The organism is Mesorhizobium sp. 113-3-9 (genome assembly GCF_016756515.1).
Lineage (GTDB): Bacteria > Pseudomonadota > Alphaproteobacteria > Rhizobiales > Rhizobiaceae > Mesorhizobium.
Map to the genome: position 1 here is coordinate 2,665,909 of NZ_AP023246.1, position 22,719 is coordinate 2,688,627.

Consider the following 22,719-nt stretch of genomic DNA (forward strand, 5'->3'; position numbering starts at 1 on the left):
CGTCAGATGTGCTCATCGGCGCAGAGCGCGTGGTCGGACAGCGCGCGGATGACGTAGCAGTCGCCGACCGTGTTGCCGTCGCAGCAAGAAGCGATACGCTCCAGCTCGGTTTCCAGCCGCTTCAGCTGGGCGATCTTTTCGCGCACGGAAACCAGCTGCTCCTGCGCGATCTTGTCGGCATGGCCGCAAGGCTGCTCGGGATGGCTGCTGAGCTCGATCAGCGAGCGGATGTCCTCGACGGCGAAGCCCAGGTCACGGGCGTGGCGGATGAAGGCCAGCCGTTCCAGTTCCTGCCTGGAGTAGCGACGCTGGTTGCCTTCCGAGCGCTCGGGCGCCGCGACGAGGCCCATCTGCTCGTAATAACGGATGGTCGGCACCTTGACCCCGGTGCGGCGGGAGAGATCACCGATCGAAAACATGTTTTTGCCTCTTGAAGCTCTAGTGACTAGAGCAATTACATTGGCTGACATCAAGGTTCAAGGCCCGGCGCGTCAAGCCGGTGAAAGAGCAGACAGGTGATGTGATGACGGCTCCTCTAAAGCAGACACGGTTCAGGATCGGCGGCATGGATTGCGCCTCCTGCGCGGCCAAGATCGATACGGCGGTGCGCCGCCTCGACGGTGTGGCCGATGTCTCGGTTTCGGTGACCGGCGCCTCGATGACCGTCAGCCATGGCGGTCCGCTCAACGATGACAAGGTGCTGCAGCAGGTGGCGCGGCTGGGCTACGGCATCGTCAAGGCGGAGGCCCGGACCGGTGGGCCGGCGGCCAGGGCGCATGATCATGCCGCTCATGACCACGAAGGCTATGACCACGAAAGCCATGACCACGAAGGTCACGACCATGGCGGCGGCCAACAAATCACCAAGGAGGCCGCAGGGTCATCCCATCTCCACAGCCATGCCGAGCCTGGGCAGGCGTGGTGGCGCAGCCGTCGCGCGGCGCTGACGCTGGCCTGCGCGGCAGCGCTTCTGGCCGCCTATGGCATCGGTCATCTGTATCCCACGACCGAGCGCTGGGTCTTCCTGGCTGCCTTGCTGGTCGGTCTCGTTCCGATCGCGCGGCGTGCGCTGATGGCGGCACTGGCCGGCACGCCGTTCTCGATCGAGATGCTGATGACCATCGCCGCTGTTGGGGCCGTGATGATCGGTGCCACGGAAGAAGCGGCAGCTGTCGTGGTGCTGTTCCTGATCGGGGAGCTTCTCGAGGGTGTCGCCGCCGGCCGTGCGCGGGCCAGCATCCAGGGTCTTGCCGATCTGGTGCCGAAGACGGCGCTGGTCGAGCGGGAAGGCGGCACGGTTGAAGTTCCCGCCGAACAGCTTGCTGTCGGCGACGTCATCACGGTGCGGCCGGGCGACCGCATCCCGGCCGATGGCGAGATAACGGAGGGTTCGAGCGACATTGACGAGGCGCCGGTGACCGGCGAGAGCACGCCGAAGCGCAAGAGCGTTGGAGAGCCCGTCTTCGCCGGTACGATCAACAGCGACGGCGTGCTGAAGGTGCGGGTCACTGCGGCCGCTTCCGACAACACCATCGCCCGCGTCGTGCGGCTGGTGGAGGAGGCGCAGGAGGCCAAGGCGCCGACCGAGCGCTTCATCGATCGCTTCTCGCGCTATTACACGCCAGGAGTGCTGGCGGTCGGCGCGCTGGTGGCGCTGCTGCCGCCGCTCGTCGCCGGCGGCGACTGGAACGAATGGATCTACAAGGGACTGGCGATCCTTCTGATCGGCTGTCCCTGCGCGCTGGTCATCTCGACGCCGGCCGCGATCGCCGCGGGGCTGGCCACCGGCGCCCGGCGGGGCCTGCTGATGAAGGGCGGCGCGGTGCTGGAAGGCTTTCGCCGGATCACGGCGGTGGCATTCGACAAGACCGGCACGCTGACCGCGGGCAAGCCTGTCGTGACCGACATCGTCGCCTATGGCCGCGACGAGCGCAGCGTGCTGGCGTTGGCGGCGGCACTCGAGCAGGGCTCCAGCCATCCGCTGGCGGTGGCGATCCTGGACAGGGCCAAGACTGATAAGGCGCCGGTCCCGCCGGCGCTGGCAGCGAAGGCGATCTCCGGCAAGGGCGTCGAGGGCAGTGTCGGCGGTGTCGCCGTCTTCCTCGGCTCCGGCGCTGCGGCGGGTGAACGCGCCGACATGACGCAAGCGCAGCGCCTTGCCATCGACAGCCTCAACGGCCAGGGCAAGACCGTGTCGGTGCTGGTGGCCGATGGCGTGGTGGCCGGGCTGATCGCCATGCGTGACGAGCCGCGGCCGGACGCGGCGGCGGGCATCGCGGCGCTGAAGGCCGAGGGCATCCGCGCGGTGATGCTGACCGGCGACAATCGTCGTACCGCTGAAGCCATCGCCGTCTCGCTCGGCATCGAGGCGCGGGCGGAATTGCTGCCGCAAGACAAGCAGCGCATCGTCGGCGAATTGCAGCGCGAAGGGCTGACAGTGGCCAAGGTCGGTGACGGCATCAATGACGCACCGGCGCTCGCCGCCGCCGACATCGGCATCGCCATGGGCGGCGGCACCGATGTGGCGCTGGAAACGGCGGATGCGGCGATCCTGCATGGCCGCGTCACGGACGTTGTCCGGATGGTGCGGCTGTCGCGTGCGGTGATGGCAAATATCGGCCAGAATATCACCGTGGCGCTGGGGCTGAAGGCAGTCTTCCTGGTCACGACCATCTTGGGCATCACCGGCCTCTGGCCGGCGATCCTGGCCGACACCGGCGCCACGGTGCTGGTCACCGCCAACGCCATGCGCCTCTTGCGCTGGCGCGGGTGAGGGTTTGTGGTGGGCTACTCGGCCGGGGCCGTGAGCGGCGGTGTGGCGTTGCTGCGCCCTTCCCAGACCTGGGAGACGACGGCCACGACCACTGCGACCAGCATCGCCAAAGCTCCGACTACCGGCAGGCTGCGGTAGCCGTAGCCGGCATTGAGCATGGCGGCGCCCAGCGACGCGGCAAGCGCGATGCCGACATTGAACCCGGACGGGATCAGCGAGGAGGCGAGGTTGGCGGCATCCGCCGTCCACGCCAGGATGCGGGTCTGGATCGGCGTGCCGATGGCGAAGTTGAGGCCGCCCCAGATGACGATCGCGATGACCATCGGCACGGGGTAGGGGCTGACGACGTAGATCACCGCCAACGTCACCGCCTGCAGGCCAAGCATCGTGATCAGCGACGGCATCAGCTTCCAGTCGGACAGCTTGCCGCCGAGGAAGACGCCGAGCGTGGCGCCGACGCCGTTGAGCAGCAGCACCCACGGCACCAGGTTCTCGTCGAGTCCGGTGACCTCCAGCAAAGTCGGGGTGATATAGGTGAACAGGCAGAACTGGCCGAGCATCAGCATCAGCATCAGGATCAACGAGGTCCAGACCTGCTGGCGTGCCAGCACGCGGACCTCACGGGCAAGGCCGGCGGGCTTGGCCGATGAGCCGGTGGTGCGCGGCAACAGGGCGGCCATGGCAAGAGTTGCCGCCACGCCTAACCCGCACATCACCCAGAAGGTGGCGCGCCAGCCCCAGATGTTGCCGATCGCAGTGCCGGCCGGCACGCCGATGACGTTGGAGACGGTGAGGCCGGACAGGATGACCGCCACCGCCATGCCGCGTTTGTCTTCGGGAACGAGGCCGACAGCGACCACCATGGCGACGCCGAAATAGGCGCCGTGCGCAACCGCGACGGCAATGCGCAGAAGCAGCATGGAAGTGAAGTCTGGCGCCAGCGCGCAGGCCGCCTGGCCGATGGTGAAGGCGACGGCGAGGCCGAGCAGCAAGGTCTTGCGCGGCAAGGACTTGGTCGCGAGCGTCAGCAGCGGGCCGCCAATGGCGATGCCGCAAGCATAGCCGGAAACGAGATAGCCGGCGGATGGGACCGAGACGCCAAGCCCTTGCGCCACTTGCGGCAGCACGCCGGCAATGACGAATTCGGTGGTGCCGAAAGCGAAAGCGGCGATGAACAGGGCGATAAGCGGAAGCGACATGGGGGAAGCCTTGGCTGGAACGGCCTCAAACCACGGATGGACCGCGGGAGCAATCCAGAAATTTTTGTCGCGACTTTAGGTTTTCTTGACCGGCAGCTTCAGGCTGTGGTCTTGCGGCCATAGGGGATCTTCAACCACGCTCGTTCATGGAAATAGTAGAGCAGGGACTTGGTGAAGACCTCGGTTATGCCGATGGCCGCGGCGAGCTTGACGCTTCCGGTCACGACCAGGGAAATGATCAGAGTGTCGATGGTGCCGGTCATGCGCCAGGACAGCGCCTTGGCAAAACTGCGCGAATGGGTGTCCATCGATTCCTCCGAAAGCCTGGGCAGCCGATCCTTATCCTGACTGGCGGAAGCGGAGCAAAGGTATTTTGCCGTCAAGTGAGGACGGCAGCCGGTGGGGTGACTTCAGCTCGCCTTCAACCTTGACCCCGTCAGCAGGCCGCGCTCTTCGAGCACCGGGTAGGCCATCGACGCCAGCAGCGAGTTGATCTGCTTCAGGTCGCGAATGGTGTCGAGATGGATCGAACTGGTCTCGACGCTCTTGGCGGTGCCTTCGCGCAGCCGCAGGAAATGGCTGGCGCTGGTTTCCTTCTCGCGGTCGCGCAACTGGTCCTTTTCCAGCACCAGCTGGCGGGCGGTTTCGGGGTCGCGCGAGACCAGCACGTTGAAGGCAAGCCTTGCATTGGCCAGCACCGAGCTGTGGAAGGCGCACAATTCGCTCCAGCCTTCGTCGGTGAATTCCAGCCCGCGATCGAACTTCTTCTTCACATGCACCAGCATGTTGCGCACGATGATGTCGCCGACCTGCTCGAGCTTGACGCAGGCGCCGATCAGTTCCTGGCAACGCAGCGCCTCGTCCTCGGTCAGCGGGTTCTTGGTGACCTTGGCGAGGTAGAGTTTTATGGCGGCATGCTTGCGGTCGACGCGGTCGTCGAGGGCGGCCAGCGCCTTGATCTTGTCGGCGTCGGCGCTCTCATAGAGCTCGATGATGCGTTTCAGCATGATCTCGACCGTCTCGCAGACCCGCACCACCTCGCGCGTGGCGTTGGCCAGCGCCTGGCTCGGCACGTCGAGCGCGCTCTCGTTGAGCGCGGACAACTCGACGACGTCGAGCGAGGCCGTCGGCTCCGGCTTGGTGCCAAGCGCCACGATCTTCTCCGAAGCGCGGTAGACGAAACCGGCCAGCGGCAGGCCCGCCAACAGGATGATGACGTTGAACAGGATGTGGGCGTTGACGATCTGATCGGCGGCCGTCGCGCCGAGGAAGCCGACATGCGGCCGGAAGATCATGAACAGGATCAGCATGACCAGCGAGCCAAGCCCGCGCATCAGGAGATTGCCGATCGGCACGACGCGTACGGCGGGTCCGGCCGAGCGGGTCAGCATCGGCGCGATGATGGAGGAGCCGAGATTGACGCCGAGGATGAGCACGACGCCGAGTTCCGGGCTGATCAGGCCACGGCCGGCCAGCGTCGCCATCAGCAGAACCGCCGCGATGCTCGACTGGAACAGCCAGGTGATCAGCGCCGCCAGCAGGTAGGCGGTGATGGAATCGCTGGAGAAGTAATTGATGATGACCGGCATGAGCTGGCTGTTGCGCAGCGGCTCCGACGCCTGGCCGATCATTTCCAGCGACAGGATCAAAAGGCCGATGCCGACCAGGATGCGGCCGGTCTGGCGCCAGTCGCGCCGTTCGGTGGCCATGAACATCACCGTGCCGGTGATCAGGCAGAGCGGCACCAAAAGCGTGAGGTCGAAGGTCAGCAGCTTGACCACCAGCGCCGAGCCGATCTCGGCGCCACGCACGGCCAATTGGCCGGCGGCACCCGAAACGATGCCGGAACCTGCGAAGGAGCCCACCAGAAGCGTCACGGCGGTCGAGCTTTGCAGCGCTATCGCAAGGCCGGTGCCGGCCAGCACCGCCATGATTGGATTGCGCATGGTGGCGCGCAGACGATGGCGCAGTACATCACCATAAGCGCGTTCGACGCCGGTCTTGACCATGCGGGTGGCAAACAGCATCAGCGCGACCGCGCCGGCCAGATGCAGAAGGACGACGGAACCGCTCATTGCGGCGCCTGCAAGCGGGCGGGGCGCGCGGTGCGGACGGCGCGGCGATCAGGAAGGAAAGCGAGGGTACGAATCATGGTCATGGCAGTCGTCATCTATAGCCGAAATATTTTAGCCGGATAATAAAATCTTGTCGATTTCAAGGGGCCGCCGCAGGGCGACAGGCCGTGTCGGGAAATGGACGGGTGCGCAAATGGTTGCATCGCCGGGTCGCGGCGGGGCGGGGCGGCGGCCGGTTCGCCATGCTTGTGGCCGCTGTCTTTGCGATCATGTTCAGATATTCGAAATAAGCGGAGGATTTCATTACACAATTGTAATGCTGCCGTTCAGTTTCAGTTCATCCCTTGGTCGCTATTCCTCGGGCATCGACAACCAAGGAGACTTCTCATGAAACGCATTGTCCTTTCCGCTCTCGCTGTCGCGATGCTGGCCGCCACCTCCATGACCGGTCAGGCCGCGCCGATGAACGCGCCGGTCGCGCCGCAGTCGAATTACACCAAGGTCGACTGGCAGAAGCCGGGCCACCACAACGACGTGAGGAAGCGCGTCTACAAGAAGAAGGTCGTCGTGAAGCGCAACAACTGGCGCAACGGCCAGAAATATTCCGGCTGGAGGCAGCACCAGCCGATCCGCGACTATGGCCGCTACGGCCTGCATCGTCCCGGCCGCGGCCAGGAATGGATCCGCGTCGGCAACGACTACGTGCTGGTCGGCATCCTCTCCGGTGTCATCTTCGGCGCGCTTGCCGCGCAGTAAGGTTCGATCGCCGGATTGAGCTGGGAAGGGCGGCCCGCAACGGCCGCCTTTCTTTTTTCCGTTTGCATCCAGCCTTTTGCACGATGAAGTCGGCTTGCCTCAAATATCGCAATATGCGATATTCTGGGAGTGAAGCGGGTTATCCTTCTCCCTCTGGCTGCCAAGGCACTGCGAAAGCATCGGGCGGACGCGGAGAGAATCCTGTCGAAGATAGAGGCATACGCCGATGACCCGAGCAGCCTTGCCAATATGGTCAAGGCCTTGCAAGGGTCGACTGCCCTGCGTTTGAGGGTCGGCGACTATCGGGTGGTGTTCGAGGAGACGGATCAGGAGATCATCGTCACCAAGATCGGACCGCGCGGATCGGTCTATGATTGAAGGAATGCCGAGATGAGCAACATTGCCTATGTCACGACCCCGGGCGGCGAGGAACTGGCTATCCTGCCGCGCAGCGAACTGGACGCTTTGCGTGAATCACTGGAGCATGCGCAGGCGCTTGGTGGGTTTCGTGCGGGTCAGCTTCCTGGCCTTGCGCCGGATGAGGCACGCGATCTTGTGGTCGCAACCTCTCCACTCGCCTTCTGGCGCAGATATCGCAAGCAGACCCAGGCCGTGCTTGCCGCCTCCGTTGGCGTGACCCAGAACTATCTCTCGGAAATCGAGAATGGAAAGCGCGGCGGGGACGTCGCGCTTTGGCTGCGGCTGGCTCGTGCTCTCGAACTGCCGGTCGAGAGTCTGGTCGACGAAGGCGATTGATCGACGGAATCTCTGCGCCGCCGCCTTTTGCCCTGTGGAAACCGGGTATGGCCCGTATTGGGGGTCGTCGGATTTCGCTGGTATGCTTATATGGTGGGGAAACGAGTTCCCTCAATGCGCTTTCCGCCCGCCTTTCTTGACGAGATCCGCGATCGCGTGCCGATTTCATCTGTTGTCGGCCAGCGCGTCGCGTGGGATCGCAAGAAGACCAATACGTCGCGCGGCGACTATTGGGCCTGTTGTCCGTTCCATGGCGAGAAGAGCCCGTCCTTCCACTGCGAGGACAAGAAGGGCCGCTACCATTGCTTCGGGTGCTCGGTCTCGGGCGACCATTTCAAGTTCCTCACCGAACTCGACGGAATGAGCTTTCCCGAAGCGGTCGAGAAGATCGCCGACATGGCCGGTGTCCCGATGCCAGTCCGCGACGTCCAGGAGGAACGGCGCGAGAAGGAACGCGCCAGCCTGACCGACGTCATGGAAATGGCGACCGCCTTCTTCCAGGAACGGCTGCAGGGACCCGAGGGCGCCAAGGCCCGCGCGTATCTGCGCGACCGCGGGCTGACGCCGGCGACGCAGCATTCGTTCCGGCTCGGCTTCGCGCCCGACAGCCGCAATGCCTTGAAAGAGCATCTCGCGGCAAAGGGCGTGCCGAAAGCCGATATCGAGGCCTGTGGGCTGGTGCGCCATGGCGACGACATTCCGGTCTCCTATGACTGGTTCCGCGATCGCATCATGTTTCCGATCCCGGATTCGCGCGGCAAGATCATCGCCTTTGGTGGCCGGGCGCTGGCCCCCGATGCGCTGGCCAAATACATGAACTCGCCCGACACGGAGCTCTTCCACAAGGGCAATGTGCTCTACAATTTCGCCCGTGCCCGCAAGGCTCTGGCCAAGGGCGGCACGGTGATTGCCGTCGAAGGCTACATGGACGTGATCGCGCTGGCGCAGGCCGGCTTCGAGAATGTCGTGGCGCCGCTCGGCACCGCGCTCACCGAAAACCAGCTCGAGCTGTTGTGGCGCATGGCGCCGGAGCCGATGCTGTGCTTCGACGGCGACAAGGCCGGGTTGAAGGCGGCGTGGCGTGCCGCGGATCTGGCATTGCCCTCGGTGCAGGCCGGGCGCTCGGCGCGCTTCGCGCTGCTGCCGGAAGGCAAGGATCCCGACGACCTCGTCAAGGCCGAGGGGCCGGACGCTTTCCGCGCGGTGCTTGCCGATGCACGGCCGCTGGTCGACCTGTTGTGGATGCGCGAGACAGCGGGCGGTGTCTTCGACACGCCGGAACGGCGGGCGGAACTGGGAAAGACGCTGCGGGAGTTGACCAGCCGCATCCGCGACGAAAGCACGCGCTATCACTACCAGCAGGAAATGCGTGAGCGGGAAAAGAGCTTTTTCGGCTCACAGCGCGATGTGCGGCAAGGGCGCCAGGAGTGGAAACCGGGGCAGGGCAAGGCAGCCGCACCCGGCGGACAATTCGCCAAGCCTGGCGGCGGCCGCATGGCGATCACCGAAAGCCTCGGCCAGTCGGCGCTGGTCAAGCGCGGCAGCGAGGGCATGTCGGTGCGCGAGGCGACGATCATCGTGGCGCTGGTCAACCATCCGGCGCTGATCGACGAGAACTTCGCCCATGTCGAATTTCTCGACCTCGCCAATTCCGAGCTGCAGCGGCTGCATGCCGCCATCCTCGACGCGATGGCGCATGACATGGCCAATGACCGCCATGCCGTGGTGACGACGATCGAGCGCGCCGGCTGCGCGGAGATCTGGGAGCGCGCCGTCGGCCTGATCCGGCGGGCGCGGCAATGGCCGGCGCTGGAGACGGCCGCACTCGACGATGCCCGCGATGCTCTGAACCAGGCCCTGCACTTGCAGCGCAGCGCGCGCACCTTACATAAGGAGCTGAAACAGGCGGAAGCGGCTCTCGAAGCGGATCCTTCGGACGAAAACTTCCGCCATCTGATCGAAATTCAGGCGCAATTTCAGGATGTACAGGCGACGGAAGCGCTGATCGAAGGATTTGGCGTTTCGTCGGGCAGGGCCGGGCGAGCCTAAGTGCAGCTGAGTACAGGAATGAGAGCGTGGCCGGGCTTCCCCAAGGGGCAGGGCGCGCTAAGTCGGGTAATTGATTCGCTTTTTTCATGCGAATCATGCCAGAGGCGCTTGACCTTCCGACAGAATGGCGGAATCAGGACGATTCGAAACGTTAACCCGCACCCGCGCCGACGGGAAATGAGCGATGTGAGGTACTGGTCACTGGACAGGCAGGCCGCCTGCCACAGATATCAGGGTTAATCTGGACTTAATGCATGTCGCCCAAGAGTGGTCACCCAAGAGTGGAACCGGTTTTTGGGGTGACGGCATGCACCAAACAAAAGAGATGATGCGGTTAGTGGCCCGGTGAGGCGCGTTTCAAAAAACGAGCGTATCCGATTTGACTGGTCCGACAGCTTACGCGGCCCCAAAGTTTGGCCGCTAGGAGAAGATAAAAATTATGGCGACTAAGGAAAAGGAAGAGGTCGAGACCGAACGCGAAGGCGCCACCGATGGCCCTCTGCTCGACCTTTCCGATGATGCTGTCAAGAAGATGATCAAGGCCGCCAAGAAGCGCGGCTATGTCACGATGGACGAGCTGAATTCGGTGCTGCCTTCCGAGGAAGTGACCTCCGAGCAGATCGAGGACACGATGGCAATGCTGTCCGACATGGGCATCAATGTCGTCGAGGATGACGAGCAGGGCGAAGAGGCCGAGGCCGGCGACACCGCGGCGGACGCCGAGGAAGACGCCAACGAACTGGCCGAACAGACCGGTACGGCGGTCGCCGCCACCACCACCAAGAAAGAGCCGACCGACCGCACCGACGATCCCGTGCGCATGTATCTGCGCGAGATGGGCTCGGTCGAGCTGCTGTCGCGCGAGGGCGAAATCGCCATCGCCAAGCGCATCGAGGCCGGCCGCGAAACGATGATCGCGGGCCTGTGCGAGAGCCCGCTGACCTTCCAGGCCATCATCATCTGGCGCGACGAACTCAACGAATCCAAGATCCTGTTGCGCGAGATCATCGATCTCGAAGCCACCTATGCCGGCCCCGAAGCCAAGCAGGCGCCGGTGGTCGAGCGCATCGAGGAAGCGCCCAAGGCCGAGGAAAAGCCGCGTCGCGGGCGCGACGATGAGGACGACATCACCAATGTCGGCGCCGATACGCGCGGCATCGGGGACGACGACGAGGAAGACGAGGACGAGGCCAGCCTGTCGCTGGCGGCGATGGAAGCCGAACTGCGCCCGCAGGTGATGGAGACGCTCGACGTCATCGCCGACACCTACAAGAAGCTGCGCAAGCTGCAGGACCAGCAGGTCGAGAACCGCCTGGCCGCCGCCGGCACGCTGTCGCCCAGCCAGGACCGCCGGCTGAAGGAGCTGAAGGACCAGCTGATCAAGGCGGTGAAGTCGCTGTCGCTCAACACCGCGCGCATCGAGGCGCTGGTCGAGCAGCTCTACGACATCAACAAGCGCCTGGTGCAGAACGAGGGCAAGCTGTTGCGGCTGGCCGAAAGCTACGGCGTGCGGCGCGAGGAATTCCTGAAGGAATATCAGGGCTCGGAGCTCGACCCGAACTGGACGCGCTCGATCGCCAACCTGACCTCGCGTGGCTGGAAGGAATTCACCAAGAACGAGAAGGATGCGATCAAGGACCTGCGCGCCGAGATCCAGCACCTGGCCACCGAAACGGCGATCTCGATCCTGGAATTCAGAAAAATCGTCAACCAGGTGCAGAAGGGCGAGCGCGAAGCCGCGATCGCCAAGAAGGAAATGGTCGAGGCCAATCTGCGCCTCGTCATCTCCATCGCCAAGAAATACACCAATCGCGGCCTGCAGTTCCTCGACCTGATCCAGGAAGGCAATATCGGCCTGATGAAGGCGGTCGATAAGTTCGAATACCGCCGCGGTTACAAGTTCTCGACCTACGCGACATGGTGGATCCGGCAGGCGATCACGCGTTCGATCGCCGACCAGGCCCGCACGATCCGCATCCCGGTGCACATGATCGAGACGATCAACAAGATCGTGCGGACCTCGCGCCAGATGCTGCACGAGATCGGCCGCGAGCCGACGCCGGAAGAACTGGCCGAAAAGCTCGCCATGCCGCTCGAAAAAGTGCGCAAGGTCTTGAAGATCGCCAAGGAGCCGATCTCGCTCGAAACGCCGGTCGGCGACGAGGAGGATTCGCATCTGGGCGATTTCATCGAGGACAAGATGGCGATCCTGCCGATCGACGCGGCGATCCAGGCCAATCTGCGCGAGACCACCACGCGCGTTCTGGCCTCGCTGACGCCGCGCGAGGAGCGTGTCCTGCGCATGCGCTTCGGCATCGGCATGAACACCGACCACACGCTGGAAGAAGTCGGCCAGCAGTTCTCGGTCACCCGCGAGCGTATCCGCCAGATCGAAGCCAAGGCGCTGCGCAAGCTCAAGCACCCGAGCCGGAGCCGCAAGCTGCGCAGCTTCCTCGATAGCTGAGTTTTATCCGCCGCGAAGAATTGAGGGCGCCGATTGGCGCCCTTTTTCGTTTTCAGGCATCAACGGAAAGCCGTTTTCAGACTTTTGTGGGAATTGCTCTACAACGGCACGTTCAGCCGCGTCCCCTTGACGATGATGCCGCCCCGGTCGCCGATCTCTATCGAGCCGTAACGCTGCCTGAAACATTCGGGCAGCGGGCGGTCGCCGGGAACCGATAGCCACAGGCGCAGCATGTGGCGCCGCTTCTCCGGGGCCGGCCAATCGCGAAACCCCATGCGGTCGTGAAGCAGCGAATGATTGTAGACGAACTGCATGTCGCCGGGCCGGAGTCGCATCGACAGGTTCAGCTTCGGATCGTTGGCAAGGCTGTCGAAGAGATCCAGCGCTTCGACATGGGCGGCGCTCAGCCGCATGGCATCCGGGAAGCGCTGCGCGCTGTCGATGTACTGGCGCTGGTAGATGCCGGTTAGCAATCCCGCATGCCAGTTGAGGACCGGGATTTCGAAGTAGGGTTTTTCGCCTTCCGGGATCTCGCCGCGCCGGTCGGTGGCGATCGGATCGAACAGCAGTCGGACCAGGTCGGGCCGGCTTTTGCGCATCTCATTGTAGATCGTCACCGTGCTGACCAGCAGGGATTCGCCGCCCTGCATGGCATCGCGCAGGCAGAGCAGGCCGACGACATCGGCGGAATCGGTGTGAAACGTCTGGCGCTCCGCCGTCTGGTAGATGCGTGTCGTGGCGTCCTTGGCGTCGGCGCCGATGTCGCGGACATGGCCGAGAATATGGCCCTGGGCATTCTGGGAGCGTGCGCTTCCCAGATGCGCGCCAACGCCGCAGAAGATGGTTGCCGCCATTTCAGCGGAATATCTCTCGACCGGGAGGCCGCGCAGCACCTCGAACCCGATGCCGGCGATCAGTTTTTCGCGAAGGGCGGCAAGATGGCCGGCAAGCCGGGGCAAGGGGAAATCGGCCTTGGCCAGGCCGCCAATATCGTGCGAGCCGGCGAGAAAGCTGGTTGCCGCCAATTCCAGTTCGGCGACGTCGCCAGCGTCCAGTTCGACCAGCCAACGGTCGGGATGCTTCGCCATGTCCTCGCCGGTCCATGCGGAGGGAATTTCGATCGATGCCGGCGGCAGGTCTGTTGTCTCGCGCATGAAGCCCTCCGGCGGCTGATCGGCCTTGTACATCGGTCTTGTACATCGGTCTTGGACATCAGCCTGGGATTTCCACCATGGCCACGAAGGAGATTGCAGCAATCAGGCGGGTTTTTAAACCGGATTTCCCTGGCCGTCGCCGAAGTGTCACTTCCAGCCCGCAAATGATGGCGTGGATGCGTCCTTGCAGGACGTTCGCCGCAGGAGGATAATTTCACGTCGGATGCATTTTCTGGGCGACAACCCGGATGCCCGCCCCGGCGAAGCCGCCGTGCTCCGTGGCCCCGGAGGGAGGTGAGCCATGACAAGCTACATCGTGCTGATGAACTGGACGGAGCAGGGCGCCAGAAACGTGCGCGATTCACCCAAGCGGCTCGACGCCGCCAGGAAGCAGTTGGGAGATATGGGCGGCTCGTTCAAGTCGTTCTATCTGACCATGGGCGAATACGACATGGTGGCCGTGGTCGAAGCCCCCGACGACGCCGTGCTGGCGCGTTTCTCGCTGATGCTGGCGGCGAGCGGTAATATCCGGACGCGAACGCTCAAGGCCTTCCCCGAATTCGCCTATCGCGAGATCATCACTTCGCTCGGATAGTGTTTGCGGACAACCGGATCAGGTGCCGCCTTGATGGCACCTGATCCGGCGCGCGTACCGACATATTTGACAGTTGCCTCGGGACAGGATGCCTCGCCGTGGTAGATATGCGGCCAGGAGGGATCGCGATGAACAATTTTTCGATACTGGCCGGTGCTCTTGCCTTGATATCGCTGATGCCGATCGACGTCGGCGCCGCCGCGACAAAACCGGTCGGCATGGCCAATCCCGCCTCGGTCCATTGCGGCGAGATTGGCGGCCGCCTGACGATGAGGAAAGACAAGGCCGGCAACGAATATGGCTTCTGCCGCTTGCCTAATGGGCGCCTGTGCGAGGAATGGGCGCTGTTTCGCGACAACAAATGCATCGGCCCAAAGGCCGCGATGCGCCGCAAATAGCAGCCACGTCGCCGCCTGGGTACAAGGATAGGACCATGTCAGAGCCGCACTCGCATTCCCATCTGTGGCCCGGCGTGCCGCTTGCCCTGTTTTCGGCCGCATTGTTTGGCGCCACGCCGCCCCTTTCCAAGCTGCTGCTCAACAGCGTCAGCCCCTTCATGCTGGCTGGCCTGCTCTATCTCGGCGCCGGCATCGGCCTTGCTCTCTATCGCCTGCTTCGCGGCAAACAGGCCGCGGCCGGCGAAGCGCAACTGGCCGCCAGGGATGTCCCCTGGCTGGCGCTGGCGATCGGCATGGGCGGCATCCTCGCGCCGGTGCTGTTGATGTTCGGCCTCAGCCTCAACACGGCATCCAGTTCAGCGCTGCTGCTCAACCTGGAAGGGCTGGCGACGATGGCGATCGCCTGGCTCGTCTATCGCGAGAATGTCGACCGGCGGCTGCTTGTTGGCGCCTTCGCCATTCTGGCGGGCGCGGTACTGTTGTCATGGCAGGGCGAGGGTGTCGCCTTCAATCTCGGTGCGCTGCTCGTCGCCGGGGCCTGCCTGGCATGGGGACTGGACAACAATTTCACCCGCAAGATCTCTGCGACCGACCCGGTGGTGATCGCCATGCTGAAAGGGCTGGTGGCGGGCGCGGCCAATGTCGGGTTGGCGCTTGCTGCCGGCGCGTCGTTTCCCGCGGTATCCATTGTCGCTGCCACGGCCGCCGTCGGCTTCCTTGGCATCGGCGTCAGCCTTGTGATGTTCATCCTGGCGTTGCGTCATCTTGGTACCGCGCGGACAGGCGCCTATTACTCGCTGGCTCCGTTCATCGGCGCGCTGCTGGCCATCGTCATGCTGGGCGATGCCGTCACCTTCAAGCTGGCGTTGGCGGGACTTCTGATGGGCGTCGGCCTGTGGCTGCATCTGTCGGAGCGCCACGACCATGAACACGACCACGGGGCGCTGGACCATGAGCACAGCCATGTGCATGACGAACACCATCAGCACGATCATGACGGGCCGGTGAGCGAGCCGCATTCGCACTGGCACCGGCATGCGCCGATGCGCCACCGCCATCCGCATTATCCGGACCTGCACCACAGGCACGGCCACGGCTGAGCATGCCAAGATCATGCTCAAGCAAAACCCAAGGCCTGACCTGACCGTTTGGTACAACACGCGGTGCCCCGTCTGCGATGCCGGCATTACCAGGCAGAAGCGGCGGCTGATCGAAGCGGTCAGGGCCGGGCGGATCGAATTTCGCGACATCAATCTGGAGCCGGCGGCCCTGGCCGGACACGGCGCCTCGCTGGAGGACATCCGCCGGCGGCTGCACGCCACCGATGCGGATGGCCGCTTGGTGATCGGCGCCGATGTCGCCATCGCCGTGTGGCAGATAACGCCGGGCGAGGGCTGGCTGGCCACGCTTTTCGGCAACCGGTTGACCTTGCCACTGACGCGCCTTGCCTATGACCGGTTTGCTGATCTGCTCTACGCCTGGAACCGCCGCAAGGGCCGCTGGTAGCACGCGGTGACGCGCACGGGTCCGGTGGGTGTCTCCGGACCCCGGACCTTTGTCCGCTGGCTTTATCGGCCAGCCGGCTCGCATAGCGCGCCGACGATGCGGCGCACCATGGGAAGCACCAGCAGCAACGTCGGAAACGCCACCAGCCAGGACAGGCCCCAGCCGGTCATCCAGATGGATGGCAGGCTGGGGTGGAGGCCGAGGCTCTTCAGCGTCGAGATGAACGAGACGATGAAGGTCATCAACAGCGACAGCACCAAGGGGCTGAGGATCGCGGCATAACGCGCAGGCAGCTTCCTGCGCTGATGTCTTGCAGTCATTTTGGGAGTTTCCCTGAAGGGTCCGGTCGTTCGCATGTGGCATCCGTTCGCCGGTCTCGGCGTAACTGCCCGGAAGGACCGGGGTTGGATGCGTTGCTTGACGTCAGACGCTTACGGAGCGGTCATCGACCCTCGAAGCGCCTTCTATCCGTGCGTTCCGGCGAAAGCAAGCCTCTGGCACGGCATTCAGATACATCGTAAGATATATCTTGACTCGACGGGAAAGTGCGCCTAATTAAGATATATCGTAAGATAGAACTCAAGGAGCAATCAATGCACAAGGATAATCATTTCGGACGCGGCCATTTCGGCGAACGCATGTTCATGCACATGGCCGGCAAGTTCGGTGGCAGAGGGGGCGGCGGCTTTGGCCCGTTCGGGCACGGCGGTCGCGGTGGCGGCCGCGGCGGGCCGGGGGACATGTTCCGCGCCGGGCGGATGCTGGCCGACGGCGACCTCAAGCTGATCACGCTGTCGCTGCTGGCCGAGGCGCCACGCCACGGCTACGACATCATCAAGGCGCTGGAAGAGCGCACCAGCGGCATCTACAGCCCGAGCCCGGGCGTGGTCTACCCGACGCTGACCTTCCTGGAAGAGGCCGGCTATGCCGTCTCGTCGAGCGAAGGCAACAAGAAGGTGTTCTCCATCACCGAGGCCGGGCAGGCGCATCTCGCCGATAATCGCGAGATGATCGATGGCGTCCTCGACCACCTCGAACGCTTCGGCCGCAAGATGGCCAAGGCGCGCGACTGGTTCGGCTGGAACGACGACGGCGAGGACCGTCGCGGTGGCCGTGGCGGCCGTGGCGAGCGTTCGGAGACGCGCGACGAATTCCGCGCCATCCGCCACCGTCTACGCGCTGCGCTCGGCGACATCGTCGATGCCCCGGCTGAAAAGCAGGCCGAGGCGATCGCCATCCTCGAAGCCGCGGCGGAAGCGCTGGAAGCGCTGACGCACCGCTGATCTCGTCGCGTAGAATGCACAAAAAAGCCCGGGGCGACCCGGGCTTTTCTGCGTCAGGGCAGGCCGGCATCATTCCTTGCCGACATACTCGCTGATCAGCTTTTCGTTGCGGGCCTTCTCGATCTTGGCGGTCATCTCGGCCGACAGGCGCTCGTCGGTGCGGTACTTGACCAGGTTCACCAGGCTGCCGGTCAAGAGCAGGATGCCCATGGCCCAGTAGCCCTTGGTCGACAGGTCTACCGGCGCCAGCCACAGCGACAGGCCGAGCATGAAATAGGCGGCACCGACCGCAGCGGTGTTGAACATGATGTAGGTCTGATTGGCGTTCATGGGTGTTCTCCGTTGGTTTGATGATGTTGGATTTGATGAAGTCAGGTCTGCAAGGCGGGTTTTCAGTTGATGGTCTTCAGGCGCTCGAGCACGTCCTTGGCGCGTACCTTCACCGCCGCGCCGTGCCCGGCGTCGGCAAGGCGGTCGCGGATTGCTTCGTGACGCAGCTCGCCGTCGATCTCGTCGAGAATGCCGGCCTCCTCGAATGGGTCGCCGGCTCCCTTGATGCGGGCCAAAAGCTCCTCGGCGTCGTTGAGGCTTGCCGAATGGCCGATCGACCTGACGAGGCGTGACTGCGCCTTGCGCTCGGCATCGATGGCGCGGGCCGAGATCATGCCCTGGTTGAGGTCGATGATGCGGCGATGCGCCCGCTCCACCGAAACGCGCATCCGCAACGTCTTTTCGCCAAGGCCCTGCACGGTGGCGCGGCGGACCTCGCGTTCATTCTCCAACTCGGCGACGGCCGCGGCACCGCTTTCGGCAAGCCCGTTATTGCCGGCGGCGAGCGCGCTGATCGTGCGGGTTTCCAGATCGGCATGGCGGCGGTCGAGCTGGTCGAGACCGGCCTGCTCGGCACGGTGGCGCATGATCAGCGAGGCGAGCGTCTGCTTGGCGGCGGCAAGTCCCGCCTCGGCGTCGCGGATGCGTTGCGCCAGAAGGTCGATGGCGAAGCGATCCTTCAGGCCGTCCTCGGCCCGCGCGCTGGCGCCGTCGAGCAATGTTCTGATCAGGCTAAGCATGGTTCTTCTCCCTTCGAATTGTTGCGTGAACAATGTTCACGAAGTCAACATAGCAGGAAATGAACGTTGTTCAAGAGGTTTTTGAACGCTGTTCACGAAACCATACATATGGTAAACAGAGGCAAATCGCGTTCGAACCAGCGTGCCGCGCAAGGCATTCGCATCCACAAGGACTGATATGGCACTGGACAAGGAAGAGACGGGCGAGCGGGTGCTGGCGATTGCCGAAGTGCTGCTCAACGAGGGCGGCATGGACAATCTGAAGGCGAGGACCATCGCCGAGCAGGCGGGCATCTCGGTCGGCTCGGTCTACAATCTGTTTTCCGATCTCGACGGGGTGCACCGCGCCGTCAACATGCGGCTGCTCGACCGGCTGGGTGCGGCAGGGGCGGCGGCGATGGTCGATCTCAGCCAGCGCGGCATCACCGATGTGCGCCAGCGCCTGCTGGCGCTGGCCGGCGCCTATGTGCGCTTCGTCGAGGCGCATCCGGGCAGCTGGCCCGCATTGCTTGCCTTCAACAGGCGGCGTCCGACACTGGCCGAACCGGATGCCTACGAGGCGCGGCTCGACCAGTTGTTCGAGATCATTGCCGGCGTGCTCGCCGGCGGCGATTTCGACCTCGACGCCGACACGCGCCGGATCGCCGCGCGCACCTTGTGGTCAAGCGTGCATGGCATCGTCACCAGTGGCTATGCGGCGAGATCCGTTCGCCGGCAGGCTGACGAGATCGACCAGCAGATCGAACTCCTGGTCGCCGTCTTCATCAGGGGGCTGGAACGTGGCGGCACATTCGCGCATGCTGGGACAACAGCGTCGTGAATCGCGAACAGACCGTGGTTTGCAGGACGAACAAGGAGATTTGAGCAATGTCTTTTCTGAAGCGTCTTTTCGGTGGTGGCGGCGGCGGTGAGACGGCCGAGCCCAAAAGTGCGGCGCCAGCCAAGCAGGTCGAGCACAAGGGTTTCCTGATCAGCGCCACGCCCTACAAGACCGACGGCCAGTACCAGACCTGCGGTGTCGTTTCCAAGGAGGTCGACGGCGTGATGAAAGAGCACAAATTCATCCGCGCCGACCGTTTCGCCGGGCTCGACGACGCCGTCGACATTTCGATCAAGAAGGGCATCCAACTGGTGGATGAGCAGGGCGATCGGATCTTCGGTTAGGCGGACTGGTCGAGGCGACCGCCCGCATTGCACCAGAGGCCGCCAATGCTGGCGCGGCCAAGCTTGGCCCGAGGCTTGCTCGCGGAGCAAACTCTGTAACGCCTTGCCCGTTCAAACCGCACCCGAATGCCGGGCATTGCCGGAGGCCAGACAGCCGTCGAAATGCGACGCGATCGTCCAGGCCATGAGAGGCCCATCCTTGCCGGGGGTCAAGATTTCAGCTCGATTGTGCCTATGTCGCGAAGCGGGAACGCGCGATGGGTGGAAATGGCGACGATCCGGTCGCTCAGGTGGCCGAGCAGCCGCTCCAGGATGCGCTCGCCCTGCTCGTCGTCGAGATGTTCCGTCGGCTCGTCGAGCAGCACCAGCGGCATGGCGGACAGCCAGGCGCGCGCGAGGTTGATGCGCTGCACCTCGCCGAGCGAAAACCGGTCCTGCCTGATCCAGGCATCCAGCCCGCCGGCTTCACGGATTCGGCTGTCCATCTCGACGGCTTCCAGCGCACGCCACAGGGCCGCGTCCGGCGCGTCGCCGACGAAGAGGTTGGCGCGCACGGTGTCCTCGAGGATGACCGCATCATGCAACACCAGTGCCGAGAGCGCCCGCCGCTCGCCTGCCGACAGGATGCGGTCGCCGGCGGCAAATCCATCCTCTGCGATCCAGCCGGCAACCTGCTTGAGCAGGCTGGTCTTGCCCGAGCCGCTGGCGCCGACGAGCACCGTCGGCCGACCTCTTTCGAGCGTGAGCGCGACCGGCGCCCCAATGGGCCGGCCGTCCGGCGCGCGGCGCTGCAGGGCGCCGTGGCGCAGTTGGCGCGGTTCGTCCGGCATGTGCGCTTGCCTGTCCGCCGAAGCGACCTCGGTCCACTTACCGATCTCGGCCCGGGCGGCATTGCGGCGAAGCACGGCCACCAGCATGCGCGACGCGCCGTTCAGCGCTTCGCCCAGCGCCAGCCACGAGAACGCGAGCAGCATCGGCAGGAGAAGCTCCGTGCCCTGCCGTCCGGCATACCAGGCGGCGGCCATCACGCTGATGCCGGCAAGCGGTCCGAGGGCGGCGCCGAGCGTGTCGAGCCCGGCCTGCAGGCGGCGAAGCGCAAGCATCTCGCCATCCGCGCGGGAAAGCGTGGCAAGCGCTTCGCCACACTCATGGCGCCAGGCACCCTCGGCCTTGAGCGGAACGGCTGACGCCATGGCGGTGCCAAGCCTGCCCGCGCCCCCGCGACGCATCGACCTGGCGCGCTCCCATGCCATGGCGCCAGCCTTGGCCACCCGGTTCCCCGCGAACAGGATGGCGAGCAGCAGAAGCATGATCGGTAGAAGGGAGAGCGGTGCGAGCATCGCCGAACCCGCGATGAGGACGGCGAGGCCGCAGGCCAGCGTCAGCGCCGGCAGTCCGGCACGCAGCCGGGCGTAGTCGAGGTCCTCGACATCGTCGAGATAGTCGGCCAGCCTTGCGTCATCGCCGAGCTGCCACCCGGCCCGGCGCACGGCAGGCGCCGCCGCCATCGCGGCGAACAGTTCGACGCGATGCGCGACCTGGTCCGCAAGTGCTGCCTTGTGGCCGGCCAGCCGCTCGCCATAGCGGGCGGCCGTGCGGCCCACCGCGAACAGCCTGACCAGCGCGGCCGGTATGTGGAAGTTGAAGGTGAAGGCGGTGGCGGAAAGGCCGGCGATCGCCACCGATCCCAACAGCCAGGCGGAAACACCGCCGAGCAATACGCCGCAGCAGAGTGCCGAGAACGCAAAGCCCGTCGCCAGCCGCCACGACTTCCGGCTCGAGGAGTGAAGGACAGTGTTCATGCCGCCACCTCAATGGCATCGTTGGGAGTGAGATCGACCGTCATGTCTGCGGCGGCGGCGAGATCGCGGTCATGGGTGGCCACGACGACCAGCCGCGACCGCGAGATCGCGAGCAGCATGCGTCGCACCGCTTCGGCCGTCTGGCGGTCGAGCTTTGCCGTGGGTTCATCGGCAAGCACGGTCCGGCCGGAAAGCTGCGCGCGGGCGACCGCGATGCGCAGCCGTTGCCCACCGGAAAGGTTGGCTCCGCCCCGGTCCAGCCTGGCTTCGAGGCCGCCCGGCAACAGCGCGTCGTCGAGCAGGCCGATCGCGCCGGCGGCTGCCTTGAGATTGTCCCCGGCAGGCGCGGCGATACTCCATGAAAGGGCTTCGGCAAGCGTTCCTTCGGGCACGCAGCTGTCGGTGGAAACCCAGGCGATTTCCCGGCCGGCGAGTGCATCGGCGTCGAGCGATCCGCCTGGCTCGAGCCCGGCCAGTCGGCGCAGCAATGTCGACTTGCCCGATCCGCTCGGGCCGACAACGGCGACGAGGCCCTGTTCCGGCAACGCCAGGGACAGGCGGTCGAGAACCGGCAAGGTCTTTGCCGCGACCGGCTCGGCACCGAGCAGCCGGTCAAGTGCGGCCGCCGCGGCGAGGCCTTCCGCCTTGGCGTGATATTGTTCCGAAAAGCGCCGGAAGGGTGCGAAATATTCCGGCGCGATCATCAGGATGAACAGGCTCTGCCAGAGCGCGAGGTTGGAGAAGCCGGGGATCATCGCGAGCTTCAGGTGACCAAGGCCGAGGAAGACGGCGAGGATGGCGATCGACAGCGATGCGAAGAAGTCGATGATGCCGGCATTGAGGAAAGCAATGCGCAGCACGCCCATCGTCTTGTCCGCATAGGCTTCGAGGCGGCGGGCCAACTTGGCGTCCTCGCTGGCCATCGCGTGGTTGGCGAGGATCGTGGGCAGCGTGCGGATGCGGTCGGCGAACTGGCCCGCCAACCGGCCGAAGGCGCGTTCCTGGGCGTCGGCGCGCCGGCGGATGGCATTGCCCACCAGCGCGAGGAACAGGATCATCACCGGCGTCAGGCAGATGACCAGCAGCGCCGCCTGCCAGGAGACGAGGAAGAGTGCGGTGGCCGCAAGCAGCGGTCCGGCACCCATCATCGTGCTGGCCGCGCGATGGCCGACGACAAGGCCGGCCACCGCCTCGGGATGTCGCTGCATCGAGACAATGACGCCGCCGACCGACAGCGATTGCAGTTGCCGCGCCGGCATGTCGTTCAGGCGCTCGCCCGCATGCCCGCGCAACCCCGCCGAGACGGCGGTTTCGGCCGACGCCTGCGCCCTGTCGGACGCGAGCCCGGCGAGGCAGGCAGAAGCGAGAAGCACGACCACAGCCGCGACCAGCCATGGGTCGACGGGATCGCCCATCACCAGCCGTCCGGTGGCGATCGCCGCCGACGCGGCGAAGCCGAGGCGCAGCCCGGTGCGCGCGACTTGCAGGATGAGCAGCCGACGCAAGCCGCGCCTTGCCAGCCGTTCGCCGGTCGACAGTGCCTGGAAAAGGGCGGGGCCGGAGGGGGCGACCTTCGGATCCGGAGCGGGAGCGGCTGACGTTTTCATGCCCCGGTTCTCGCACGCGCAATGATGAAACGAATTGATCCAGATCAAGCCGCGGATCTTTGCGGCGC

Annotated in this window: 23 protein-coding genes; 13 read left to right on the forward strand and 10 right to left on the reverse strand. The window is 64.8% G+C overall.

Features of this window, described 5'->3' with window-relative positions; all coding sequences use genetic code 11:
- Positions 1-2 precede the first annotated feature (2 nt).
- Positions 3-419, reverse strand: a complete 417-nt coding sequence (locus MesoLj_RS12930) for a MerR family transcriptional regulator (RefSeq protein ID WP_202326228.1) — start codon at positions 417-419, stop codon at positions 3-5.
- A gap of 104 nt (positions 420-523) precedes the next feature.
- On the opposite strand from MesoLj_RS12930, the gene MesoLj_RS12935 reads away from it, so the two are divergent.
- Positions 524-2,773, forward strand: a complete 2,250-nt coding sequence (locus MesoLj_RS12935; protein ID WP_202326229.1) for a heavy metal translocating P-type ATPase — start codon at positions 524-526, stop codon at positions 2,771-2,773.
- 14 nt (positions 2,774-2,787) lie between these two features.
- On the opposite strand, the gene MesoLj_RS12940 is transcribed toward MesoLj_RS12935, so the two are convergent.
- The 3 genes from MesoLj_RS12940 to MesoLj_RS12950 all read right to left on the reverse strand — a co-directional run bounded on the left by MesoLj_RS12940 (position 2,788) and on the right by MesoLj_RS12950 (position 6,047).
- Positions 2,788-3,972, reverse strand: coding sequence for an MFS transporter (locus tag MesoLj_RS12940; protein WP_202326230.1), 1,185 nt, complete (start codon positions 3,970-3,972; stop codon positions 2,788-2,790).
- Positions 3,973-4,070: 98 nt separating this feature from the next.
- Positions 4,071-4,280, reverse strand: a complete 210-nt coding sequence (locus MesoLj_RS12945; RefSeq protein WP_140774630.1) for a DUF2061 domain-containing protein — start codon at positions 4,278-4,280, stop codon at positions 4,071-4,073.
- A 102-nt stretch (positions 4,281-4,382) separates the two neighbouring features.
- Positions 4,383-6,047 (reverse strand): Na/Pi cotransporter family protein, encoded by a 1,665-nt coding sequence (locus MesoLj_RS12950; protein ID WP_202326231.1) that lies wholly within the window; start codon positions 6,045-6,047, stop codon positions 4,383-4,385.
- A 387-nt stretch (positions 6,048-6,434) separates the two neighbouring features.
- Between MesoLj_RS12950 and MesoLj_RS12955 the strand changes: the two genes are divergently transcribed.
- From MesoLj_RS12955 to rpoD, 5 genes are all read left to right on the forward strand, one after another.
- Positions 6,435-6,803 (forward strand): RcnB family protein, encoded by a 369-nt coding sequence (locus tag MesoLj_RS12955; protein WP_140774628.1) that lies wholly within the window; start codon positions 6,435-6,437, stop codon positions 6,801-6,803.
- 129 nt (positions 6,804-6,932) lie between these two features.
- Positions 6,933-7,181, forward strand: coding sequence for a type II toxin-antitoxin system RelE family toxin (locus MesoLj_RS12960; RefSeq protein ID WP_027026768.1), 249 nt, complete (start codon positions 6,933-6,935; stop codon positions 7,179-7,181).
- Between the two features lie 12 nt (positions 7,182-7,193).
- Positions 7,194-7,559 (forward strand): helix-turn-helix transcriptional regulator, encoded by a 366-nt coding sequence (locus MesoLj_RS12965; protein ID WP_140774627.1) that lies wholly within the window; start codon positions 7,194-7,196, stop codon positions 7,557-7,559.
- Between the two features lie 114 nt (positions 7,560-7,673).
- Positions 7,674-9,608 (forward strand): DNA primase, encoded by a 1,935-nt coding sequence (dnaG, locus tag MesoLj_RS12970; protein WP_140774626.1) that lies wholly within the window; start codon positions 7,674-7,676, stop codon positions 9,606-9,608.
- Positions 9,609-10,047: 439 nt separating this feature from the next.
- Positions 10,048-12,072, forward strand: coding sequence for an RNA polymerase sigma factor RpoD (rpoD, locus tag MesoLj_RS12975; RefSeq protein ID WP_056578576.1), 2,025 nt, complete (start codon positions 10,048-10,050; stop codon positions 12,070-12,072).
- Positions 12,073-12,170: 98 nt separating this feature from the next.
- Here the strand turns inward: rpoD and MesoLj_RS12980 are convergent, their stop codons facing one another.
- A complete protein-coding gene (locus tag MesoLj_RS12980; RefSeq protein ID WP_202326232.1) occupies positions 12,171-13,226 on the reverse strand; it encodes a TauD/TfdA family dioxygenase in 1,056 nt (351 codons plus the stop codon).
- 301 nt (positions 13,227-13,527) lie between these two features.
- Between MesoLj_RS12980 and MesoLj_RS12985 the strand changes: the two genes are divergently transcribed.
- The 4 genes from MesoLj_RS12985 to MesoLj_RS13000 all read left to right on the forward strand — a co-directional run bounded on the left by MesoLj_RS12985 (position 13,528) and on the right by MesoLj_RS13000 (position 15,725).
- Complete coding sequence (locus MesoLj_RS12985; protein WP_056578573.1) at positions 13,528-13,821, forward strand: GYD domain-containing protein; 294 nt, start codon at positions 13,528-13,530, stop codon at positions 13,819-13,821.
- 128 nt (positions 13,822-13,949) lie between these two features.
- A complete protein-coding gene (locus MesoLj_RS12990; RefSeq protein ID WP_202326233.1) occupies positions 13,950-14,219 on the forward strand; it encodes a putative hemolysin in 270 nt (89 codons plus the stop codon).
- Positions 14,220-14,254: 35 nt separating this feature from the next.
- Positions 14,255-15,319: a DMT family transporter gene (locus tag MesoLj_RS12995; RefSeq protein ID WP_202326234.1), complete on the forward strand. Its 1,065-nt coding sequence runs from the start codon at positions 14,255-14,257 to the stop codon at positions 15,317-15,319.
- Between the two features lie 13 nt (positions 15,320-15,332).
- Complete coding sequence (locus MesoLj_RS13000) at positions 15,333-15,725, forward strand: thiol-disulfide oxidoreductase DCC family protein (protein WP_202326235.1); 393 nt, start codon at positions 15,333-15,335, stop codon at positions 15,723-15,725.
- Between the two features lie 62 nt (positions 15,726-15,787).
- On the opposite strand, the gene MesoLj_RS13005 is transcribed toward MesoLj_RS13000, so the two are convergent.
- Entirely contained in the window at positions 15,788-16,045 is a 258-nt protein-coding gene (locus tag MesoLj_RS13005; protein WP_202326236.1) for a DUF2798 domain-containing protein, read from the reverse strand.
- 273 nt (positions 16,046-16,318) lie between these two features.
- Here MesoLj_RS13005 and MesoLj_RS13010 point away from each other — a divergent pair, with 273 nt between their 5' ends.
- Positions 16,319-17,008 (forward strand): PadR family transcriptional regulator, encoded by a 690-nt coding sequence (locus MesoLj_RS13010; protein ID WP_056578565.1) that lies wholly within the window; start codon positions 16,319-16,321, stop codon positions 17,006-17,008.
- Between the two features lie 69 nt (positions 17,009-17,077).
- Here MesoLj_RS13010 and MesoLj_RS13015 read toward each other — a convergent pair whose 3' ends face one another.
- Positions 17,078-17,338, reverse strand: coding sequence for a YiaA/YiaB family inner membrane protein (locus tag MesoLj_RS13015; RefSeq protein WP_027058679.1), 261 nt, complete (start codon positions 17,336-17,338; stop codon positions 17,078-17,080).
- A 62-nt stretch (positions 17,339-17,400) separates the two neighbouring features.
- Positions 17,401-18,078 carry a PspA/IM30 family protein gene (locus MesoLj_RS13020; RefSeq protein ID WP_202326237.1) on the reverse strand — a complete coding sequence of 226 codons (678 nt, stop codon included), beginning with the start codon at positions 18,076-18,078 and terminating at the stop codon, positions 17,401-17,403.
- 178 nt (positions 18,079-18,256) lie between these two features.
- On the opposite strand from MesoLj_RS13020, the gene MesoLj_RS13025 reads away from it, so the two are divergent.
- Together MesoLj_RS13025 and MesoLj_RS13030 are read left to right on the forward strand one after the other, a co-directional pair.
- The gene (locus MesoLj_RS13025; protein WP_202326238.1) at positions 18,257-18,898 is read left to right on the forward strand and encodes a TetR/AcrR family transcriptional regulator; all 642 of its coding nucleotides are present in this window, start codon (positions 18,257-18,259) and stop codon (positions 18,896-18,898) included.
- Positions 18,899-18,945: 47 nt separating this feature from the next.
- Positions 18,946-19,242 (forward strand): HlyU family transcriptional regulator, encoded by a 297-nt coding sequence (locus MesoLj_RS13030; RefSeq protein WP_202326239.1) that lies wholly within the window; start codon positions 18,946-18,948, stop codon positions 19,240-19,242.
- A 209-nt stretch (positions 19,243-19,451) separates the two neighbouring features.
- Here MesoLj_RS13030 and MesoLj_RS13035 read toward each other — a convergent pair whose 3' ends face one another.
- Both MesoLj_RS13035 and MesoLj_RS13040 read right to left on the reverse strand, forming a co-directional pair.
- Complete coding sequence (locus tag MesoLj_RS13035; protein WP_202326240.1) at positions 19,452-21,044, reverse strand: ATP-binding cassette domain-containing protein; 1,593 nt, start codon at positions 21,042-21,044, stop codon at positions 19,452-19,454.
- Positions 21,041-22,651, reverse strand: a complete 1,611-nt coding sequence (locus tag MesoLj_RS13040) for an ATP-binding cassette domain-containing protein (RefSeq protein WP_202326241.1) — start codon at positions 22,649-22,651, stop codon at positions 21,041-21,043. The genes MesoLj_RS13035 and MesoLj_RS13040 overlap by 4 nt, the downstream gene beginning before the upstream one ends.
- Between the last annotated feature and the right edge of the window lie 68 nt (positions 22,652-22,719).

Excerpts from the sequence above, each read along its gene's own strand:
- MesoLj_RS12980 (WP_202326232.1), bottom strand. The coding sequence starts at position 13,226 with ATGCGCGAGACAACAGACCTGCCGCCGGCATCGATCGAAATTCCCTCC.
- MesoLj_RS13020 (WP_202326237.1), bottom strand. The coding sequence starts at position 18,078 with ATGCTTAGCCTGATCAGAACATTGCTCGACGGCGCCAGCGCGCGGGCC.
- MesoLj_RS13000 (WP_202326235.1), top strand. The coding sequence starts at position 15,333 with ATGCTCAAGCAAAACCCAAGGCCTGACCTGACCGTTTGGTACAACACG.
- MesoLj_RS12950 (WP_202326231.1), bottom strand. The coding sequence starts at position 6,047 with ATGAGCGGTTCCGTCGTCCTTCTGCATCTGGCCGGCGCGGTCGCGCTG.
- MesoLj_RS12940 (WP_202326230.1), bottom strand. The coding sequence starts at position 3,972 with ATGTCGCTTCCGCTTATCGCCCTGTTCATCGCCGCTTTCGCTTTCGGC.
- MesoLj_RS13005 (WP_202326236.1), bottom strand. The coding sequence starts at position 16,045 with ATGACTGCAAGACATCAGCGCAGGAAGCTGCCTGCGCGTTATGCCGCG.
- MesoLj_RS12990 (WP_202326233.1), top strand. The coding sequence starts at position 13,950 with ATGAACAATTTTTCGATACTGGCCGGTGCTCTTGCCTTGATATCGCTG.
- MesoLj_RS12945 (WP_140774630.1), bottom strand. The coding sequence starts at position 4,280 with ATGGACACCCATTCGCGCAGTTTTGCCAAGGCGCTGTCCTGGCGCATG.
- MesoLj_RS12995 (WP_202326234.1), top strand. The coding sequence starts at position 14,255 with ATGTCAGAGCCGCACTCGCATTCCCATCTGTGGCCCGGCGTGCCGCTT.
- MesoLj_RS13040 (WP_202326241.1), bottom strand. The coding sequence starts at position 22,651 with ATGAAAACGTCAGCCGCTCCCGCTCCGGATCCGAAGGTCGCCCCCTCC.
- MesoLj_RS12930 (WP_202326228.1), bottom strand. The coding sequence starts at position 419 with ATGTTTTCGATCGGTGATCTCTCCCGCCGCACCGGGGTCAAGGTGCCG.
- MesoLj_RS13035 (WP_202326240.1), bottom strand. The coding sequence starts at position 21,044 with ATGAACACTGTCCTTCACTCCTCGAGCCGGAAGTCGTGGCGGCTGGCG.
- MesoLj_RS13015 (WP_027058679.1), bottom strand. The coding sequence starts at position 17,338 with ATGAACGCCAATCAGACCTACATCATGTTCAACACCGCTGCGGTCGGT.
- MesoLj_RS13025 (WP_202326238.1), top strand. The coding sequence starts at position 18,257 with ATGGCACTGGACAAGGAAGAGACGGGCGAGCGGGTGCTGGCGATTGCC.
- MesoLj_RS12955 (WP_140774628.1), top strand. The coding sequence starts at position 6,435 with ATGAAACGCATTGTCCTTTCCGCTCTCGCTGTCGCGATGCTGGCCGCC.
- MesoLj_RS12965 (WP_140774627.1), top strand. The coding sequence starts at position 7,194 with ATGAGCAACATTGCCTATGTCACGACCCCGGGCGGCGAGGAACTGGCT.
- dnaG (WP_140774626.1), top strand. The coding sequence starts at position 7,674 with ATGCGCTTTCCGCCCGCCTTTCTTGACGAGATCCGCGATCGCGTGCCG.
- MesoLj_RS12985 (WP_056578573.1), top strand. The coding sequence starts at position 13,528 with ATGACAAGCTACATCGTGCTGATGAACTGGACGGAGCAGGGCGCCAGA.
- rpoD (WP_056578576.1), top strand. The coding sequence starts at position 10,048 with ATGGCGACTAAGGAAAAGGAAGAGGTCGAGACCGAACGCGAAGGCGCC.
- MesoLj_RS12935 (WP_202326229.1), top strand. The coding sequence starts at position 524 with ATGACGGCTCCTCTAAAGCAGACACGGTTCAGGATCGGCGGCATGGAT.
- MesoLj_RS13030 (WP_202326239.1), top strand. The coding sequence starts at position 18,946 with ATGTCTTTTCTGAAGCGTCTTTTCGGTGGTGGCGGCGGCGGTGAGACG.
- MesoLj_RS13010 (WP_056578565.1), top strand. The coding sequence starts at position 16,319 with ATGCACAAGGATAATCATTTCGGACGCGGCCATTTCGGCGAACGCATG.